Source organism: Butyricicoccus faecihominis, from assembly GCF_024462775.1.
Lineage (GTDB): Bacteria > Bacillota > Clostridia > Oscillospirales > Butyricicoccaceae > Agathobaculum > Agathobaculum faecihominis_A.
The window spans coordinates 1-16,950 of the sequence record NZ_JANGCE010000031.1 but is presented as its reverse complement, the minus strand read 5'-3'; the positions used below and the strand labels follow the sequence as shown (position 1 = coordinate 16,950).

Here is a 16,950-nt window from a genome sequence, read left to right as displayed (position 1 = left end):
CGCTGTAACGGGGTTCTGTTGTTTTTCATCTTTTCGTCAGTACGCCGATGAGGATGCAAGCGGCCAAACTGGCGGCCGCGCCGATCGCGGAGATCAGCGCGCGCTTCTGGCAGGCCTTTGCCTTAGGGTCCTCCTGCTGGTCATCCTCTTCGCTTCTGCCGCAGATCATGCCGTATTGCACCTGCTGTAACGCGGTAAACGCGGCCAACAGGATAAAGGCGACCAGCAACAGTCTCTGCGCCGTCTGCATCAGTGCAGCAGATTGAGCACGAGGGCGACGACAACGAATACCACGCCCATGGCAGTGGTCAAACGGGCAAGAATCTTATCCGCGGCGCTGGCCTTGCCGGCGCCGAAAAAGGTTTCCGCGCCGCCCGAAACAGCGCCGATACCCTGCGATGCGCCGCTCTGGAGCAGCACGACGATGATCAGAAACAGGCTCGCTACGATCATAACGATAGATAAAGCGATTTGTGCGGTAGTCATGTTTTCCATTCCTCCAAAATATCCGTACCGCGCCCGCAAAAGGAGCGCGCATATCCGTGCGTATATGGTACTATATCACAGATATGATGCTTTTTCAAGCTTTTTTTGCGTTTTTTACAGCAAGGGCTTCAGGATGTTCTTGAGCGGTTCGCCCATGCGGTTGGTATGGATCTTACGCGCCGGGAGCTCGACCACGGCGAAGCGGATGGTGCTCCAGCCGTTTTGCGGTTTATCGTAATGCCGCTCCTGCCCCAGTCGTTTCAGCTTTTTCTGCACCGTCCGGTCGAGCTGCTCCGCGACTAAAATGAGCGAAATGATGGAAAACTCATGCGACAGATCGGCCTCCACCAAATCGTTTTCCAGTTGTTTGGCGTATTCCCACCAATCGTTCAGGCCCGTTTCGTCAAGGGTGGGCGCGGCGAACAGCGCGCGGTACTCGTGCGCGTGGCTGGTGCCGCCGGTCGGCATGATGCCGAGGATTTTGCGCTCTTCCTTCAGGCTGAACGTGCTGTACAGCGCGGCCATACGGCCCAAAAGCGACATGTTTTCGGTGCTTTCAAACTTAGCATCCTGTCCCGCTCGCAGGCGGTCGCGCAGGGCGATAAACTCCGTGGAAAAATCCATTTTCGTTGCTCCTTAATTTTCAGCCTTTTCGGGGTACAGCCCTTCGGCGGTCATGCGGCGGATGGCCTCCTCTACGATGGGCTTGTCCTCCCGATACGTCACGCCGTACCAGCGCGCCACGGTGGAAAGCACCTTGGCGGTCGCTTTGCCCGCGCGCAGCAGCTCGTCCACCGCGAAGGGCAGGTAATATTCGCCCTTCATCGGGTTTGCGGGCAGCCGTTCGGCGAAAAAGCGGCAAAGGCCCGCGTCCAGCTCCTCCGCGAACGAAGGGGTGAAGCCCCACAGGTTCAGCGAGATCAGCGTGCCCTCGGGCAGCGCGGTCTCGGGCAAGTCGCCGTCCGGCGCGCAGCGGATCACGCCGTCCGCGTCCCGCTTGATGGCGGTGCGCTCCACGATATCGGTCAGCATGCTGTTTGCATCGATCGTGCACACGCCGCGCGATACCGTACCGTTTTCGGTCAGCGTGTTTTCCACGCGGTAGCCCACCATGCAGTAGCGGCCCACGCCGTCGTCCCGCGCGCTTTCCAGATAGGCATATACCTTTTGGAATGCGTCCGCCCCGTAAAAATCATCCGCGTTGACGACCGCGACCGGCGCGCCCGCGAACAGATCCTTCGCGCACCATACGGCGTGCGCCGTGCCGAGCGGCTTTTCACGCCCTTCGGGCGCCGTAAGGCCCGCGGGCAGGCGGTCCAGCGTTTGGTAGGCGTAATCGATCTGCATCAGCTTTCGCGCGCGCCGTCCGATGGCGTTCTCGAACGCCTCTTCCAATTCGGGGCGAATGATGAACACCGCGCGCCGGAACCCGGCGCGGAACGCGTCGTAAAGCGTATAATCCAGAATGATCTGCCCATCCGGGCCGACCGGATCGATCTGCTTGAGACCGCCGTAACGGGATCCCATCCCGGCGGCCATAATTACCAAAATAGGCTTTGCCATAAATAATTTCCCCTGTTTCTCCGCAAAATGTGAACAAGCCGTAAATATCTGGCGGTTCTTGCTTCATTTATTATACTAAACCGTATCAGAAAACACAAGATGTTTGATACCTGTCCGCCGTTTTTTGTAGAAAAGCATGAAATTGAACCCGACGCCGCGCGGAAGATTGCATTAGGCCGCGAAAACTGTTAAAATAGATGCGTTAAAAAGTTATCAGAGTGATGAAAATCGTTTAAGAGAGAGGGAAACGGAAACGATGCGTAAAACTAAGATCATCTGCACGCTTGGCCCGGCGACAGAGGGCCCCGTGCTGGCCGAACTGATGAAGGCCGGTATGAATGTGGCGCGCCTGAATTTCAGCCACGGCAACCATGAGGAACACAAGGCACGTATGGATGCGATCAAGGAGACCCGCCGCGCGCTCGGCGTGCCGGTCGGCATCATGCTGGATACCAAGGGCCCGGAGATCCGCATCAAGACTTTTCAAAACGACCGTATCGACATTCAAGAGGGACAGGCGTTCACCCTTACCACCCGCGACGTCGAAGGGGACGAGTCCATCGTTTCCATCACCTATACCGGCCTGCCGATGGACGTCAAGGTCGGCACCCGTCTGCTGATCGACGACGGCCTTGTCGCGTTCGACGTGACCGAGGTGAAGAACGGCACCGATATCGTGTGCCGCGCGCTGAACAACGGCCCGCTTTCCAACCGCAAGTCGGTCAACGTGCCGGGCATCAAGCTGAACATGCCCTACCTCTCCGAAAAGGACAAGTCCGATATCGAATTCGGCCTGTCGCAGGATATTGACTTTATCGCCGCCTCCTTCTGCCGCACCGCGCAGGATGTGCGCGATATCAAGGGCATCCTCAAGGCCTGCGGAAAAGAGGACGTTGAGATTATCGCCAAGATCGAAAACATGGAAGGCGTGCGCAACGTACAGGAGATTTTGGACGAAGCCAACGGCGTCATGGTCGCCCGCGGCGATCTGGGCGTGGAGGTTCCCTTTGAGGAACTGCCCGAAATCCAGAAGTGCCTGATCAAGACCTGCATTTCGCGCGGCAAGCGCGTCGTCACGGCCACGCAGATGCTTGAAAGCATGGCTAAAAACCCGCGCCCGACCCGTGCGGAGGTATCCGACGTTGCCAACGCCGTTTACGACGGCACCTCGGCCATCATGCTTTCGGGCGAGACCTCGGTCGGCAAATATCCGGTCGAGACCGTTCGTACGATGAGCATGATCGCGGAGAACGCGGAGCGCACCATCCATTACGACCGCCGCCGCACCACCCGCCTTGAATTCCAGAACATGGACGTTTCGGGCGATGACAAGACCAACGCCATCGCGCACGCGACCTGCTCCACCTCGCATGATCTGGGCGCGAAGTGCATCGTCGCCTTCACGGAGTCCGGCTCGACCGCGCGCGCCGTTTCCACCTACCGACCGGGCGCGCCGATCGTCGGCGCAACGCCGAGCGAGAAAACGTTCCACCGCCTGACGATGAGCTGGGGCGTCATCCCGATTCTGGTTCCTCAGCGGCCTTCTTCCGGCACCCAGCTGTTCGAGCTTTCCGCCCATGCGGCCGTCAAGGCCTGCGGCTGCAAGGCTAGCGATATCATCACCGTGACCGCCGGCATGCCGGTCGGCAAGGTCAACTATACGAATACCCTGCGCGTGCTGCAACTGACCGAGCAGATCCTCGCGCAAGGCTTCCGGGACTGATAAAACATGTCTGTCAAACGCTTGCAGCGCACGCTTGTGCGCGTGCTCTCCGTCGTCGTCATTCTCGCGATCCTAATCTGCATCGGGCTTTATGCCTACCGCACCTTCTTCGGCTACAATTACGATTCCTCCCTCTTCGGGCAGGATCTGGCCGCGGGCGTGCAGGCGGATGAGAACATCACGAATATCGCCCTGTTTGGACTGGATACCCGCGAAGGGGACACACAGTCCCATTCGGACTGCGTCATGATCGTCACGGTGGACAACACGCGCGGCAAGATCAAGCTGATCAGCCTGATGCGGGACAGCCTCGTCCCCATCGACGGCCACGGCAGCCAAAAGCTCAACGCCGCCTATTTTGAGGGCGGCCCCTCGCTTGCCATCCGCACGCTGAACGAAAATTTCGGCACCGATATCAGCGATTATATCGCGGTCGATTTTGAACAGCTCGTCACCATCATAGACGCGCTGGAAGGCGTGACCGTCAACGTGAAGGATAACGAGCTCACGGAACTTAACCGCGTCATCCGCGACTACGGTATCGAGCAGGGCAAGACCTTTGAGCCCGTCGCCGCCGCAGGCGAGCAGAAGCTGGACGGCGTGCAAGCGCTTTGTTACAGCCGCATCCGCAAGGGCGGCACGGGCGACGACTGGGGCCGCGTGGAGCGGCAAAGCGTCGTTCTCTCGGCCCTGTTCGACGAGGTGCAGAACCTGAACGCCAGCAAGCTGCTGGGCTTGATGCAAAAGCTGATGCCAAACGTCACCACCTCGCTCTCGGTGAGCAAGATCGCGCCGCTGATCGTCGGCGCGGTCAAAAACGGTATGCCCGCGCTGTCCCATACCCGGCTTCCGCTGGACGGCGAATGGGAATACGCCGGTTCATCGGGCGAGTATATCCTGTTCGACCTCGACGTGGCGGCCGATCATATTCAAAAGTTTATCTATGACGATGTATTCCCCGGCGACACCTCGTCCGCCCACACGCCGCAGACCGGCGCGGGCGACGATACCAATACCGGCCCCATGGGCGGCGTTGATTTTGATACCGAGCCGACCGCCCCGGCTTCGACGAACGGCGGCGGCAACAGCGACGAGGTCGATCCGGCCTCCCTCGCGGAGGAGGGCGCTACCTACGACCCCGAGACCGGAGACTATATCGATATCGACGGCGACCGCTACCGGCTGGACGATAACGGCAACAAGGTCTACTATTAAACACGCTGCAGCGTAAGAATTTATCATGATCCGATCGGGGCTCAGGCTCCGATCGATCTTTTTAGAGGTTTGAAATGTACGAAAAAAAAGTTTTACCAAACGGCGTGCGCCTAATCATGGAGCGGATCAATACCGTACGGACCGCTTCCATCGGCATTTGGGTCAAAAACGGCAGCCGGTATGAGCCCGCGCCGCTCGGCGGCGTTTCGCATTTTATCGAGCATATGATCTTCAAGGGCACAAAAAAGCGCTCGGCCCGCCACATCGCCATCGCGATGGACGCGCTGGGCGGTCAGGCAAACGCCTTTACCGATAAGGAGTGCACCTGCTACTATATGAAGGTGCTGGACAGCCGCCTCAAAACCGCCGCTTCGCTGCTGGCCGATATGTTCATGAACTCGCTGTTTGCGCAGAGCGATCTCGAGCTGGAACGCGGCGTTGTTTTAGAAGAGATCGATATGTACGAGGACTCGCCCGAGGACGTCGCCATTGAAAAGCTGTTCGAGACCTGCTATGCCGGTTCCTCACTCGGCCGCCCCATCCTCGGCACGGCGGAAACGCTCTCGCACATCGATTCGGCCGCCATGCACGCCTACCTGCACGAGTATTACCGGCCGGCGGACACGGTCATCGCGATTTCCGGCAGCTTTTCGGACGAGGATATCGATTACATTGCCGAGCTTTTTTCCGCCATGCCCGGCGAAGGCCGCAACGAGGTGACCCCCGCCCTTTATCACCCCAGCATTGTGCTGCGCGAAAAGGATATCGAGCAGAACCACCTGTGCCTAACCTTCCCCGGCGTGTCCCTTCTGGATGAGCGCCGGTTTGAGATGAACCTGCTTTCCTCCATTCTCGGCGGCGGCATGTCCTCCCGCCTGTTCCAGACCGTGCGCGAGCAAAACGGCCTGTGCTACTCGATCTATACCTTCGGCACCGCGCATCTGGATACCGGCATTCAGTCCGTCTACGTCGGGTTGGGCGCGGAGACCGAGCAGCAGGCGCTTGAGCTGATCTGCCGCGAAATACGCGAGTTCTGCCAGTCCGGCCCCGCGCAGGACGAGCTGGCCCGCTGCCGCGAGCAAGTCAAGACCACGCTGCTGATGGGGCTTGAAAACACCGGCACGCGCATGATGACCATCGGCAGGAGCGAGACCATGCGCGGCGAGGTCGCCAAGATCGAGCAGGTGCTCGCACGGTACGACGAGGTGACCACCGAGGGCGTGCTGGAGCTGGCCCGCGAGGTGTTCGACTTCTCCCGCGCTTCCCTTTCCGTTGTCGGCGCGCCAAAGGACGAGGACGCCTACCGCGCCTTGCTTAAAAACTGATCTTGCCGCAAAACGTATGCACGACCGGCACAGCCTGATGGCTGTGCCGGTTCTTTTCTACGCCGGTATTGACATTGGCGCCGCGAACGCGTATTATATGAATGAATTATTCATTTATACAGGAGGGTAATCTTTGAGAAAACACTTTATCGACAATGTGCGCTGGCTTACCGTGCTGCTGCTTTTTCCATACCACACCGCCCGGATATTCGACGGTGTCCAGCCCTTTTACGTCAAGGGCGCGGAAATGCGGGCCGCGACCGTTTTTGTGCTGGCCTGTACGCCGTGGTTCATGCCGCTGCTATTTGTGGTGGCCGGCGTCAGCACCCGGTACGCCCTGCAAAAGCGCAGCACCGGGGCGTACATCCGGGAACGTTTTGCCAAGCTCTTCGTGCCCCTGATCTCCGGCACGTTGCTTCTGGTGCCCATGCAAACCTACTTTGCGGAGGTTTTTCATAACGCCTACACGGGCGGCTACTTCGGCCAATACCTGCTGTTCTTTACCAAACCAACCGATCTAACCGGCTACACCGGCGGCTTTACCACCGGGCAGCTTTGGTTTATCTCCTACTTATTTCTGATATCGCTGATCGCGCTGCCGCTCATTCGGCTCGCGCATAAACGGCGGATCGGCTGGCATGACACACCAGCGGCTCTGGTCCTCCCCTTGTGCTGCATGACATTGCCGTTTTCCTACCTGCTCGATATCGGCGGCAAAAGCCTTGGGGAATATCTGGTTCTGTTTTTATTGGGCTATTTCGTATTAGCGGAAGAGCCGGTACAGGCTTTTACCGGCCGGTACCGGTTGGCTCTCCTGTCGGCCGGGGCTTTGCTTACCGCCTATACCGTGGTGAACCGTGTTTCCCTCAAGAGCGGCATGGGCAGCCGGGCCATCATGCTCTTCACTTCATGGATCTGCATTTTGGCCATCCTTGGCATGGGGCGCCGCCACCTGAATTTTCAAAACAAATGGACCCAGCGCTTGTCCGCGTCGTCTTTTCCTTTTTATCTGTTTCACCAATCCATTATCGTCTGCATTGGCTTTTACTGCTTGCAGACCGACCGACCGGACAGCCTGCAATATGCGCTCATTTTATCGGGCAGCATCGTTTTAAGCATGTTGCTCTATGCGCTGTGTAAACGGTTTCGAGCGCTCCGCTTTCTGTTTGCAATCAAAGGCACCACGCCGCAACCATAAAACAAACCGGCTCACCGCATGCCTTGATAGGCGCGGTGAGCCGGTTTGTTTTATGGCTCCTCTACGGTCTCATACTTCATCCGGTAATAGATGCGATCCTGATATTCCCGCACCAGCGCGGCCTGTTCCACCGGGGTCTGTTCGTGGTACGCGCCCGCGGCGTCGATCGCCGCGCCGCGCTGCACGACGGGCAGCGCGCGCCGCACCTCGTCCACAAAGCTGAAAAACGGATCGTCCGTGCCCAAGCCGACCGCGCGCAGCACCGCTTCGCCCAAAAAGCTGGCGCTCAGGTCTCCGTTCGGCCGCAGGCCGATGCGGTCGGCCAGCGTTGCAAAATCAAGCGCCTGCGCGCCCGCGCTGTTTGCCCACAGCAGGTATGGAGGGGCATAGGCGTCCAGCGAGCTTTGCTCGTCCGGGCCGGCGTCCATATCCATGCCGAGCGCGCGATAGCACATATAGTCCTCGCCCAGACTGGGCAGATGGTCGCCGTAGAACAGCAGCAGCACGGGCTCTTCCTGCTGCTCATAGTAATCGGTCAAACGGCCCAGCATGGCGTCCGCGTCCCGCACGCCGGAGGTATAGACGGTCAGCATGGTCTTTGCCTCTTCCGATATCTCGCGCTTGAGCTCAAGCTGCGGCAAATCGACCGCCTTGCCGTATTTGCTTTCCGTATAGGCCATGTGGTTCTGAATGGTCGTTACATAGCTGAAAAGCGGCGCTTCATCCTGCTTATGCTTTTCAAAGTCCGCGATCATATAATCGGTAAGCGCGGCGTCCGATACATAGCCGCCGCGCTGGGCGGCGTCCGCGAACGCCTCCTCAAACACGATCTCCTGCGCGCCCAGATAGCGGTAAATGTTTTGCCGGTTGTAGAACCACGCCTTGCCGGGGTGGATAAACTGCGTTTGCCAGCCGCTGTCCGCCGCCGTGCGGAAGATAGAACCGACATTTTTGTGCAGCGCGCGGAAGGAAGAAATGCCGGTCTCGCTGAGCAGCGCGGTCTGCATGCCGGTGAGCACGTCGAATTCGGTGTTGGCCGTGCCGCCGCCGTAGTTCGGCACGATCAGCCTGCCGCTGATCGCGTGTTCGGACTGCTTTAAGGCATTGAAATTCCGCAAGGGATCGTTTTCCGGCGACCAATCGAACGCGTCGTGATTGGTGATATCGCAAAACGCTTCACTCATGACGAAGATCACGTGCACCCGCTCGGGATCGGCCGCCGCCGTTTTTGTCTGCGCGATCGCTTGCTCGGTCGCGGCTTTATCGAAGCCCTTTGGCTTTTGCACCGAATAAGCGGTCGCCGTATGCAGAAAACTATAGTTGAACCCCGCCTGCTCGTACACCGTGGTCATATTGAATCGGTTGGTAACCGGAAAGCCCGCGAAGATATCCGCGGAGGTATAAACGGTGGGCGTCAGCGCCACCAGCGTGCCGAGAAGCGCAAAGCAGCCCGCCAGACGACCGACGACCCTGCCCGCGCGCGGCAAGCGCACGGGACGCGTGCGAAACAGCGCAGCGCACACGATGAGCGCCGCCAGAGCAAACAGGCATAGGCCGACGGCCTTCCAGTCCACCGTTAGATCATAACCGCCCGCCGCCTGCACCGCCTCGCGCACCATGGTAAGGTCCTGCAAGACAAGCGGATCGTCCCGCGCGTCGATCTTCATGCTGTTGGCAAAATTCAAAAGGCCGAAAACAAACAGCGTGACCGCGGCGGCCGAAAACACATTACCGAACAAAAACGCGCACGCGCCAAGCACCAATATGACCGGCAGCCAGTTGAGCAGGCCGAGCAGCGGCGTTGTAAAAAACGTAAGCGGGATTACAGGCGCCGCTTGCAGCACCAGCAGCCAAATAACGACGGACAGCGCCAGCGCCAGCGGGATGTTCAGCAGGGCCGCATAGCGGCAAGGCAAACGCAACGCTTTCTTTTCCGATCCGGGCCGGCGGCCATGCGCCGTATGCGCGCCCCGGTGCGCGCCACTTGAATGAAACATGTGTTTATTATACACCTTGGGAACCGGTTCTGGCAAAGGGCGCGCATAAAAAAAACGGGCCATGAGCCCATTTTTTCCGTATGTTATTGCCCAAGGCAGATCAGACGCGGCGGTGCGGGAGCCTTTAACAGCGCGGCTATGGTTTGGTCGCGCGCGGCTTCCTCCTCCGTATAGGGGCACAGCACCACGTCGGCGCGCTCCGACGCTTTGGCGTTTTCATGCAAACGCACGCCGGAAACAATACTTTGCATTTGCTTGATCGCATCCGCGACCGCGGCGGCAAATGCGCCGGTGGAAAGCATGTAAAATTCTTTCACATTTTCCGCTACAATCAAATGCGCCAATATTTTCTCAACCTCTTTATTTTCCACCTTTTTAATCGTCATTTCACCGCAAATAAAGCACTTTTTCGCCATTTATCGACCCTCCACTGTATATATATAGTAACTGTTTTTATTCATCTTGTCAATTCCGTTTTATCAGGCGTATAGAAAAGGTGACCAACTACCTATACGATAAACACAGAGAGGGGTGGTGTCTTTCCATGAATGAGCAAAAAACCGTATTCCAAATCAATGATTACGGCCATATTCATCTAAAGTTAAGTGAAATGCTCGAAGCGAGCGGTCTGTCCCGCAATGCGCTGGCCCGCAATGCCCATACCCGCTTTGAGGTGATCGACCGCTGGTGTGAAAACCATGTGGAGAAGCTTGATCTGGACATTTTGGCCCGCATTTGCTACGTACTGGAATGCCGGGTCGACGATCTGATCGAATATGTGGAAAAATAAAAGAGGCAGGGACATTCAGTTTTGAACGTCCCTGCCCCTTTTTGTATTCAGCCCGTGCCGCCCCGCTGCTGGAATTCCTTTGGCGTACAGTGCATGATCTTCCGAAACACCTTGGTAAAATAGCTGTTCGAGCTGAAACCGCATTCCTCGCTCACAGCCAGCACGGTTTTGCTCGTCTGTACCAACGCCTGCGCGGCCATATGGACGCGGTATTGGTTCAGATAGGCCACCGGGCTGATCGACAGGGTTTTGCGGAAGCAGCGCAGGCATTCCCGCTCTCCGATCTTGGCCGCCGCGGCAATATCGGCCAGCGAGAGCTCCTCCGCGAAATGCGTTCTGATATATGTGATCATTTCCTTGAGCCGCTCGACGTTAACGTCGTTTTTGGGAAGGCTTTGCTCGCGCAGCCCGCGCGTTTGCTCAAACAGCATCATCCATAGGTCCGCCAAATGCCGCTGTACCTGAAATTCAAACCCCGGCTGCTTGGCGCCGTCGCCCGCCATCGCCCTGAGCAGCGCCGCCACCATCAAGGCGCCCTCTTCCTGATCGGACAAGATCGGATAGACCTGTATGTCCGCGCACTGCAAAATAGGCAGAAAGTACTTTTGCTCCAGCGTGCTGTTATACGCGCCGGACAGAAAATGCTGGTCAAACAGAATGGTGCGCAGCCGGCAGCAGTCCTGCCCGCCGGCCGGTTGGATTCGATGCATGGTGTTGCTGTTGATAAAAAGCGCCTGACCGGCGCGAACGGTATGCATGCCCTCGGACCAGTGGTACTCTATCTCGCCTTCTAAAATATAGGAAAATTCAAACAGCGTGTGCCAATGCCACGGGATCTCGTGGTTGAAAAAAAGGTCGAGCCGGTCCTCGTGCACATGATAAGGCACGCTCGGCTGCCGCTGTTCCAACAACTCGCGCTTATGCTCGTCAATATCCAGACGTTTGATCGGTTCCATAGGCAGCCCCCTGACCAGTCGTTATTTTGCTATTTTTTCGCCGAATGCTACCATCCCGGCGCATAGCTCGCGCCGTCTCACGGCCGCCGGCATGTAAAAAAGCCGCATGCCGCCGCGTTTCCGACCAAGCGTATTTTGTCCGAAACATGCCATTCCCTGTCGGCTCCTGTCTGTCATTCCGCGCCCCGGCGGCGTATGATAAAGGTACGATGACAAACCAAGTAAGGAGGCGCTGGAAATGAAGATTTATAAAACCAGACGGCTTGATCGTCTCACCGACATCATCACGCACTGTACTTCCCCGGTCTACATGGTTTTAGACGGCGGGCGCTCGCTCGATCTCCAGCGTCAACCCGATACGCTTGCCTTGTTCCAAAACTTCTGCTGCTGCAAGGACACGCCGGAGATCGAACTGAATTTCTCGAACCTTACCGACGCGCGGCGAGTGCTCGAATACTTGATCGGCGCATAGCGGGCCGCCGGTCGGTTTTGTTTCATTATACCCCTCTTGACGACCGGACGCAACAGGGATGCGCCCGCCGCCCGTCATGCGGCGCTTGCGCGGAAAACGCGGCTTGAGCGCATACAATACGCCTCATTTTTCATCCTAACTCATAGAAAGCACGGCAGCCGCACTGTAAACCAGTGCGCCGCCGTGCTTTCGTCTGTTTTATTCCGCCGGTTTAGGCGCGCGGCGGCGCTCCTCATGGCTGACCGGAACGATCTCTGCCGGTGGACGGCGCTTGCCGTCGCGCCGCTCGCCGCTCATGCGCTCGCCTATGTGCTCCTTCAACACGCCCGCTTTGTCTTTCCCTTTGGCGGAGACCGATATCCGCATCAGGTCGTCGTCCGTGCCGCGCAGATAACCGTCCTCATACAGCGTTTCGACCGTATGATCGAGCGCGGTATCAATATGGGTGAACCGTTTTACCTCGCGCGCAAGCTCGTCCGCCAATGCGTCGGACGCATCGTCACCCGCGCGTACGTCCAGCACCTGATCGAAACGGTTGAGCGTGTATTCGATCGAAGAATCCGCGTCGATACCGACATAGGCGTACGGCTCGTAGGCGGCGTATACGCCGGTCGTCGCCATCGCGCACAGCACGGCGACGCAGGCCGCCCAAGTCAGCGGTTTCTTCCATTTTCGGCCGCGGCGCGCGCCTATGCTGACGTGCTGCCCCACCGACCGGCCTTTCGCGTCGATCAGGTAAACCACGCCGTCCAATCCAAGCGCGGCCGCGCGCCCGCCGCGCGTCTCTACGATCACCGCCCGCATAAGCCGGCCTCCCTCCGTATGGTCTGTAAATATTCCGAAAGCATGGGATAGTCGCCGTCCAGCAGCAACGCGGCGGCGATGATATAGCGCCGGTGCCGCTCGATCAGTTTTTTAGGAACGCCGCTCGCGGCCGCGAGCGCCTTGATCGGCAGGCTGTGCGTGTTTTGCAGTTCGGCAAACAATACGGCCGTGCGCAGCAGCGCGGCGATGGCGCGCGCGCAGCCCTTCCTTGTTTTATCCGCGCGGGGCGAGCAATCGGCGAGATCATAAAAGGAAAAGCCGTATTCGCCAAACAGCGCATCCGCCGCTTCGATCTCGTCCGCCGCGCTGGCCGGGCCGGGCTCGGCCAGCTTTTCCGCCACGGCAAACTGTACGGCCGCGTCCGCGCAGGCCGCGTCCACATCGCCGTCAAAGGTCTGCGGGGCGAGCGACACCTCGGGATCGAACCGGCGCGCGGCGCGGTAATAATCGGTCAGCCGCCGCCCGACCACCAAATACGCAAACGAGCCGAACGAGCCGCTTTCCGCGTCGTATCCGCGCACCGCCTCGTAAAAGGCCAGCATGGCGACGGAAAACTCATCGTCGCTGCGCGTGACCGCGCGGCCCGCGTATTTGGAAGCCGCGCGCAGGATGAACGGCTCCTGCGACTGGATGAACCGCTCTAAAAACGGCTGATCCTGCTTTGCGCGCACCGCTTGCTGGCTGATCTGCATGTAGCAGCCGCCTCCCCTCTTCTTCTGATGGGTTCATTATACATAGCGGCTGTGTCGAGACTGTGTAAAAACCGGGTTCGATCGATGAAGAAATTAGAAAAGCGCCGCAAGCCACTGCCAGAGCGCGCTGTTCATGAGCCCGGAGGACGCCGCATACCGCACGGCAGCGCCCAGCCAGTCGCGCACCGGCTGAGCGGCCGCAGCGTCGTCGTTTCCAGTCTCGTCAAACCCGGCTTCGCTGAGGGAAAACGAGGTGTCCGCATCGCCCGTTCCGGTCGCCTCCGTCGCTTCCGCGGAAGCGGCCTCCGCGCCGTCGACCACCAGCGTATAGGTCTCGCCGCCCGCTACCGCCGGTGAACAGAACACCACGCTGTCCGCTGTTTTTCTCGCTTCGGTGTTGTATAGCGTCTCTCCCGCGCCGTTTTTGATCACCAGCGCGCTTCCCTTTGTTATGCCAAGGGCGCTGGCGGCCGCCTCACCTGCGTCGCCCATACCGCTCTCCGGCCGCGTGCCCATCCGGCCTTTTTCCGGGCGTGTACCGGTCTCGTCGTCCATCGGCGCGCCCTCCGCAGGTGGGCTGGGGCGCTCTCCATTCTCGCCGGACGGCGGGGTGCCGCCTTCCTGCGTACTGTTTTCCGGCCTTTGGCCGCCTCCCATGCCGCCGTGTCCGCCCATACCGCCGCCCATTTGGCTGAGCTGGCCAAAGGCCACATAATCCTGCGTGCCCGCCGAAGCGGTCGGCGCCTGCGCCATCTGGCTCATGCCGACGGCGAGCAGCGTACCGCCCGTCTGGGTAAACGCGCCGTCGTAATCGAGGGCGCCGTCGCCGCCGCTCGCCGCGCCGAACACCTCTACCGTGCCGCCTGTCATCACGATATCGCCGTTGGAATCCAGCCCGTCGCCGCCCGCGTCGATCGTAAGCTCGCCGCCGAGGATATAGAGCGCAAACGCGTTCTGGACGCGGCCATAGTCGCCGTTCGCGGCGTTCACGCCGTCATCCGCCGCGGTCAAGTCGATATTACCGCTGTATAAATAGATCTTAGCGCCTTCCAGCCCTTCGTAGCAAGCCGCAATATCGATATGAGGCGTCGCCGTGGACGACGAACCCTCGGTTCCGATCGCCAGCGTGTTATCCGCGTGGAACGCATCGTCGCCAGTTGTGATGGTATAGCTCCCGCCCGTGACATAGAGCACATCGTTCGAGTGAAAAGCGTCGTCCGCCGTATCGACCGTAAAGACGCCGCCGGTGAGCGAGAGCGCGCCCGCTGCCTTAAAGCCTTTGCACGAGCCGTCCGTATCCGAGAGCGTCGTTTGGTACCCGCCGTTCGTGGTCACATCAAACGTGCCGCCGGTAATCGTCAGGCTGCCGTCCGCCTGCACGCCGTCGCCGGTCGCGTTGAGCCGCAGCGTGCCGCCGGTGATCGTGATGTCGCCTTTGGAGACCGTATCGGGCGCGGTCTCGTCGGTCGTATCGGGCGAAGCCTTGATCGCGTCGCCGCCCGCCGTGATCGTGAGGTCGCCGCCGCGTATGGTTAGCGCGTCGTCACACGAAAGTCCGTCGTCCGCCGCTTCGATATCGAGCGTCAGCTCGTCTACCGTGATCGCGGACTCCGCCGCGCCCTTGACGCCGTTTTTGAAATTGCCCGCCACATGCAGCGTACCCGTGCCGGAAAGCATGAGGCTCGCGCCGCTTTTCACCTTGATCGCGGCCTTTTCCTCGTTTGTCGCGGCCGAATCGGCCAGTGTGTTATCCGTGCCCGCCGCGGCGAGCACCGTCGCCGCGCTGTCCTTATTCAGCGTGAGCGCCGCGGTGCTTTCAGAGGTCAGGTCAAGCCCGCCGAGCACCAGCGTAACGTCCTTTACCGCTTTCTTGACGGTAATACTGCCGTCCGCGCACGCGCCGGAAAGCACATAGGTGCCCGCCTCTGTAATGGACACGGCGGCGCCGTCGATCTCGTAGCCGCCGTATAGGCCCGCGCCCGTGGCCCCCTTGTTCGTAAACGCGATCAGCGTCGCGTTTTTTTCGGTATAGCTGTCCGTGGCCGCGCAGGCGACCGCCGGCAGCAGGCACGCCGCCAAGCACGCGGCCAGCAGCGCGGATAATAACCGTTTCATGCTGTCTCTCCTTTCCGTATGACCCATTATCACAGGGTCTCCCGTACCTGCGGCACCTTGCCGCAGATGATGTCCAGATTGCCGTTGCGGCAGCGGATCGCGTCGAGCATCTCTTTTTCGATCTCCGCCGAGCGCAGCGTGATATGATAATGCAGGTTGTAAAGGCTGCCCATACCGGTCGTGCGCACGGATACCAGCTCGGCCTCGCGGGTGTAGGTATCAAACAGATCGTCGAACAGGCCGGTGTAATCCAGATTTTCCGGAATGGTGATTTTCAGCTCCTTTTGCTCCTCGGGCTTTTTGCCAAACGACAGCGCCGAGTAAACAGTCAGCAGCAAGCAAACCGCAAGGCCCGTTGCCGCCGCGATGCCGATATATCCCATGCCGGTGGCAAGCCCCAGCGTCATGGCCAGAAAAATACAGGTGATATCGCGCGCCGTACCCGCCGCCGAGCGGAAACGCACCAGACTGAACGCGCCCGCCACCGCCACGCCCGCGCCCAGATTACCGTTCACCAGCAAAATAATGGACTGTACCAAGACCGGCAGCAGCGCCAGCGTGATGGCCATGGACTGTGTATAGGTATTTTTGAACATATACACGGCGGCGACCAGCGCGCCGAGAAACAGCGACACCGCCATACAAATAAAAAAGCTCTGCGGCGTGATGCCCGCCGCGAGAATAGAACCAAACAAAGCGTCAAGCACAGAAAACACCCCGTTTCTCTTCGGACCGGTCGAGCAGCATGGTCTGATAGGCGCTGCCGTATTTGGAAAAGCTGCAAGAAAAAATGCCTGCTTCGGAAAGCGCGCGCGCCAGCCACAGCGGCGTGGCTTCGGGTATTTTGATCTCCATCAGGCAGGTGTCCGGCGCAAGCAGCTGCTCGCCATCCGGCCCGGCGGCCAGATCGAGCGCGTCCGTGCGCCATCGGATGCATGAATCAAAGGTGACGCGCAACTCAGGCTGATACCGGTCAAACAGCGCCAGCCGGTCGTAGCAAATACACATGGCCGGTCTCAGACCTGCGTAAAACGTGCGGAACCAGTCGATCTCGCGGGATATCTGGCTGTCCTCCGGCGCGGGCGCGCCGGCCAGATAATCCAGCGCCTCGTCATACCGCATGGCGATCCGCCGCTTGTACACCACGTGGTCGTATTTCTTTTTGATCTCCACAAAGGCTTCTGTACCGGCGTTCGGCGTTTGATAGGTGCGTAGGCGCAGCTTTTCCTTATACGCGGGCCGGTCGAGCGAGCGGCGGATCAGCCGGAAATCCGGCGTGTCGTAATAAATGTTGCCGATGGTCGATTCCGCGAACCGATCGCGCGCCATGTGCGGGGCGAGCGCTTGCGCCAGCCGGTCGTACTGGCGTTGGGTGACGACATATTTTTTCTCGTAGCGTTTAAAAACGTCCTGATAGGCACTCATGGTGACTTCCTCCCTGTATGCGTGTTTTGCCGTTCACTCTTTCATGCGGCCATGTTTTTTCTATTTTTGGGGCTGGTCACCAAATCTTCACACACCGTCACACAATCTCCACAAATCGGGTAGGAGGTAGACAATTAATTTATCTACCGACCTCCCCCACCACCGTGC

The 16,950-nt window shown here is 59.2% G+C and carries 18 protein-coding genes; 6 read left to right on the top strand and 12 right to left on the bottom strand.

Annotated elements, in window-relative coordinates; genetic code table 11:
* Positions 1-25: 25 nt before the first annotated feature.
* From NE562_RS14105 to NE562_RS14090, 4 genes are all read right to left on the bottom strand, one after another.
* On the bottom strand, positions 26-250 hold the full coding sequence (locus tag NE562_RS14105) for a hypothetical protein (RefSeq protein WP_280963076.1): 225 nt from the start codon (positions 248-250) through the stop codon (positions 26-28).
* Positions 250-486, bottom strand: coding sequence for a preprotein translocase subunit SecG (gene secG / locus NE562_RS14100; protein ID WP_280963075.1), 237 nt, complete (start codon positions 484-486; stop codon positions 250-252). The genes NE562_RS14105 and secG overlap by 1 nt, the downstream gene beginning before the upstream one ends.
* Before the next feature lie 114 nt (positions 487-600).
* Complete coding sequence (locus NE562_RS14095) at positions 601-1,110, bottom strand: hypothetical protein (RefSeq protein WP_280963074.1); 510 nt, start codon at positions 1,108-1,110, stop codon at positions 601-603.
* 12 nt (positions 1,111-1,122) lie between these two features.
* Positions 1,123-2,049 carry a sugar phosphate nucleotidyltransferase gene (locus NE562_RS14090; protein ID WP_280963073.1) on the bottom strand — a complete coding sequence of 309 codons (927 nt, stop codon included), beginning with the start codon at positions 2,047-2,049 and terminating at the stop codon, positions 1,123-1,125.
* Positions 2,050-2,305: 256 nt separating this feature from the next.
* Between NE562_RS14090 and pyk the strand changes: the two genes are divergently transcribed.
* From pyk to NE562_RS14070, 4 genes are all read left to right on the top strand, one after another.
* Positions 2,306-3,772, top strand: coding sequence for a pyruvate kinase (gene pyk, locus NE562_RS14085; RefSeq protein WP_280963072.1), 1,467 nt, complete (start codon positions 2,306-2,308; stop codon positions 3,770-3,772).
* A gap of 6 nt (positions 3,773-3,778) precedes the next feature.
* Complete coding sequence (locus NE562_RS14080) at positions 3,779-4,987, top strand: LCP family protein (RefSeq protein WP_280963071.1); 1,209 nt, start codon at positions 3,779-3,781, stop codon at positions 4,985-4,987.
* 74 nt (positions 4,988-5,061) lie between these two features.
* Positions 5,062-6,312 carry a M16 family metallopeptidase gene (locus NE562_RS14075; RefSeq protein ID WP_280963070.1) on the top strand — a complete coding sequence of 417 codons (1,251 nt, stop codon included), beginning with the start codon at positions 5,062-5,064 and terminating at the stop codon, positions 6,310-6,312.
* Positions 6,313-6,445: 133 nt separating this feature from the next.
* Positions 6,446-7,510, top strand: a complete 1,065-nt coding sequence (locus tag NE562_RS14070) for an acyltransferase family protein (RefSeq protein ID WP_280963069.1) — start codon at positions 6,446-6,448, stop codon at positions 7,508-7,510.
* Between the two features lie 50 nt (positions 7,511-7,560).
* Here the strand turns inward: NE562_RS14070 and NE562_RS14065 are convergent, their stop codons facing one another.
* Both NE562_RS14065 and NE562_RS14060 read right to left on the bottom strand, forming a co-directional pair.
* Positions 7,561-9,507, bottom strand: coding sequence for an LTA synthase family protein (locus NE562_RS14065; protein ID WP_280963068.1), 1,947 nt, complete (start codon positions 9,505-9,507; stop codon positions 7,561-7,563).
* Between the two features lie 83 nt (positions 9,508-9,590).
* Complete coding sequence (locus NE562_RS14060) at positions 9,591-9,923, bottom strand: hypothetical protein (protein ID WP_280963067.1); 333 nt, start codon at positions 9,921-9,923, stop codon at positions 9,591-9,593.
* Positions 9,924-10,051: 128 nt separating this feature from the next.
* Between NE562_RS14060 and NE562_RS14055 the strand changes: the two genes are divergently transcribed.
* Positions 10,052-10,297 (top strand): helix-turn-helix domain-containing protein, encoded by a 246-nt coding sequence (locus NE562_RS14055; RefSeq protein WP_280963066.1) that lies wholly within the window; start codon positions 10,052-10,054, stop codon positions 10,295-10,297.
* A 47-nt stretch (positions 10,298-10,344) separates the two neighbouring features.
* Here NE562_RS14055 and NE562_RS14050 read toward each other — a convergent pair whose 3' ends face one another.
* The gene (locus NE562_RS14050) at positions 10,345-11,253 is read right to left on the bottom strand and encodes a helix-turn-helix transcriptional regulator (protein ID WP_280963065.1); all 909 of its coding nucleotides are present in this window, start codon (positions 11,251-11,253) and stop codon (positions 10,345-10,347) included.
* 238 nt (positions 11,254-11,491) lie between these two features.
* Between NE562_RS14050 and NE562_RS14045 the strand changes: the two genes are divergently transcribed.
* Positions 11,492-11,725 carry a hypothetical protein gene (locus NE562_RS14045; RefSeq protein WP_280963064.1) on the top strand — a complete coding sequence of 78 codons (234 nt, stop codon included), beginning with the start codon at positions 11,492-11,494 and terminating at the stop codon, positions 11,723-11,725.
* Between the two features lie 198 nt (positions 11,726-11,923).
* Here NE562_RS14045 and NE562_RS14040 read toward each other — a convergent pair whose 3' ends face one another.
* The 5 genes from NE562_RS14040 to NE562_RS14020 all read right to left on the bottom strand — a co-directional run bounded on the left by NE562_RS14040 (position 11,924) and on the right by NE562_RS14020 (position 16,782).
* Positions 11,924-12,529: a hypothetical protein gene (locus NE562_RS14040; RefSeq protein ID WP_280963063.1), complete on the bottom strand. Its 606-nt coding sequence runs from the start codon at positions 12,527-12,529 to the stop codon at positions 11,924-11,926.
* Positions 12,517-13,242 carry a sigma-70 family RNA polymerase sigma factor gene (locus NE562_RS14035; protein ID WP_280963062.1) on the bottom strand — a complete coding sequence of 242 codons (726 nt, stop codon included), beginning with the start codon at positions 13,240-13,242 and terminating at the stop codon, positions 12,517-12,519. Before NE562_RS14035 ends, NE562_RS14040 begins: the two co-directional genes overlap by 13 nt.
* A 93-nt stretch (positions 13,243-13,335) precedes the next feature.
* A complete protein-coding gene (locus NE562_RS14030) occupies positions 13,336-15,357 on the bottom strand; it encodes a carbohydrate-binding domain-containing protein (RefSeq protein ID WP_280963061.1) in 2,022 nt (673 codons plus the stop codon).
* A 29-nt stretch (positions 15,358-15,386) separates the two neighbouring features.
* Complete coding sequence (locus NE562_RS14025; protein ID WP_280963060.1) at positions 15,387-16,064, bottom strand: DUF4956 domain-containing protein; 678 nt, start codon at positions 16,062-16,064, stop codon at positions 15,387-15,389.
* Complete coding sequence (locus tag NE562_RS14020) at positions 16,057-16,782, bottom strand: polyphosphate polymerase domain-containing protein (RefSeq protein WP_280963059.1); 726 nt, start codon at positions 16,780-16,782, stop codon at positions 16,057-16,059. The genes NE562_RS14025 and NE562_RS14020 overlap by 8 nt, the downstream gene beginning before the upstream one ends.
* Between the last annotated feature and the right edge of the window lie 168 nt (positions 16,783-16,950).

Coding starts and splice junctions, on each gene's coding strand:
- NE562_RS14055 (WP_280963066.1), top strand. CDS start 10,052: ATGAATGAGCAAAAAACCGTATTCCAAATCAATGATTACGGCCATATT.
- NE562_RS14050 (WP_280963065.1), bottom strand. CDS start 11,253: ATGGAACCGATCAAACGTCTGGATATTGACGAGCATAAGCGCGAGTTG.
- NE562_RS14105 (WP_280963076.1), bottom strand. CDS start 250: ATGCAGACGGCGCAGAGACTGTTGCTGGTCGCCTTTATCCTGTTGGCC.
- NE562_RS14090 (WP_280963073.1), bottom strand. CDS start 2,049: ATGGCAAAGCCTATTTTGGTAATTATGGCCGCCGGGATGGGATCCCGT.
- NE562_RS14020 (WP_280963059.1), bottom strand. CDS start 16,782: ATGAGTGCCTATCAGGACGTTTTTAAACGCTACGAGAAAAAATATGTC.
- secG (WP_280963075.1), bottom strand. CDS start 486: ATGACTACCGCACAAATCGCTTTATCTATCGTTATGATCGTAGCGAGC.
- NE562_RS14060 (WP_280963067.1), bottom strand. CDS start 9,923: ATGGCGAAAAAGTGCTTTATTTGCGGTGAAATGACGATTAAAAAGGTG.
- NE562_RS14035 (WP_280963062.1), bottom strand. CDS start 13,242: ATGCAGATCAGCCAGCAAGCGGTGCGCGCAAAGCAGGATCAGCCGTTT.
- NE562_RS14030 (WP_280963061.1), bottom strand. CDS start 15,357: ATGAAACGGTTATTATCCGCGCTGCTGGCCGCGTGCTTGGCGGCGTGC.
- NE562_RS14080 (WP_280963071.1), top strand. CDS start 3,779: ATGTCTGTCAAACGCTTGCAGCGCACGCTTGTGCGCGTGCTCTCCGTC.
- pyk (WP_280963072.1), top strand. CDS start 2,306: ATGCGTAAAACTAAGATCATCTGCACGCTTGGCCCGGCGACAGAGGGC.
- NE562_RS14045 (WP_280963064.1), top strand. CDS start 11,492: ATGAAGATTTATAAAACCAGACGGCTTGATCGTCTCACCGACATCATC.
- NE562_RS14095 (WP_280963074.1), bottom strand. CDS start 1,110: ATGGATTTTTCCACGGAGTTTATCGCCCTGCGCGACCGCCTGCGAGCG.
- NE562_RS14040 (WP_280963063.1), bottom strand. CDS start 12,529: ATGCGGGCGGTGATCGTAGAGACGCGCGGCGGGCGCGCGGCCGCGCTT.
- NE562_RS14065 (WP_280963068.1), bottom strand. CDS start 9,507: ATGTTTCATTCAAGTGGCGCGCACCGGGGCGCGCATACGGCGCATGGC.
- NE562_RS14075 (WP_280963070.1), top strand. CDS start 5,062: ATGTACGAAAAAAAAGTTTTACCAAACGGCGTGCGCCTAATCATGGAG.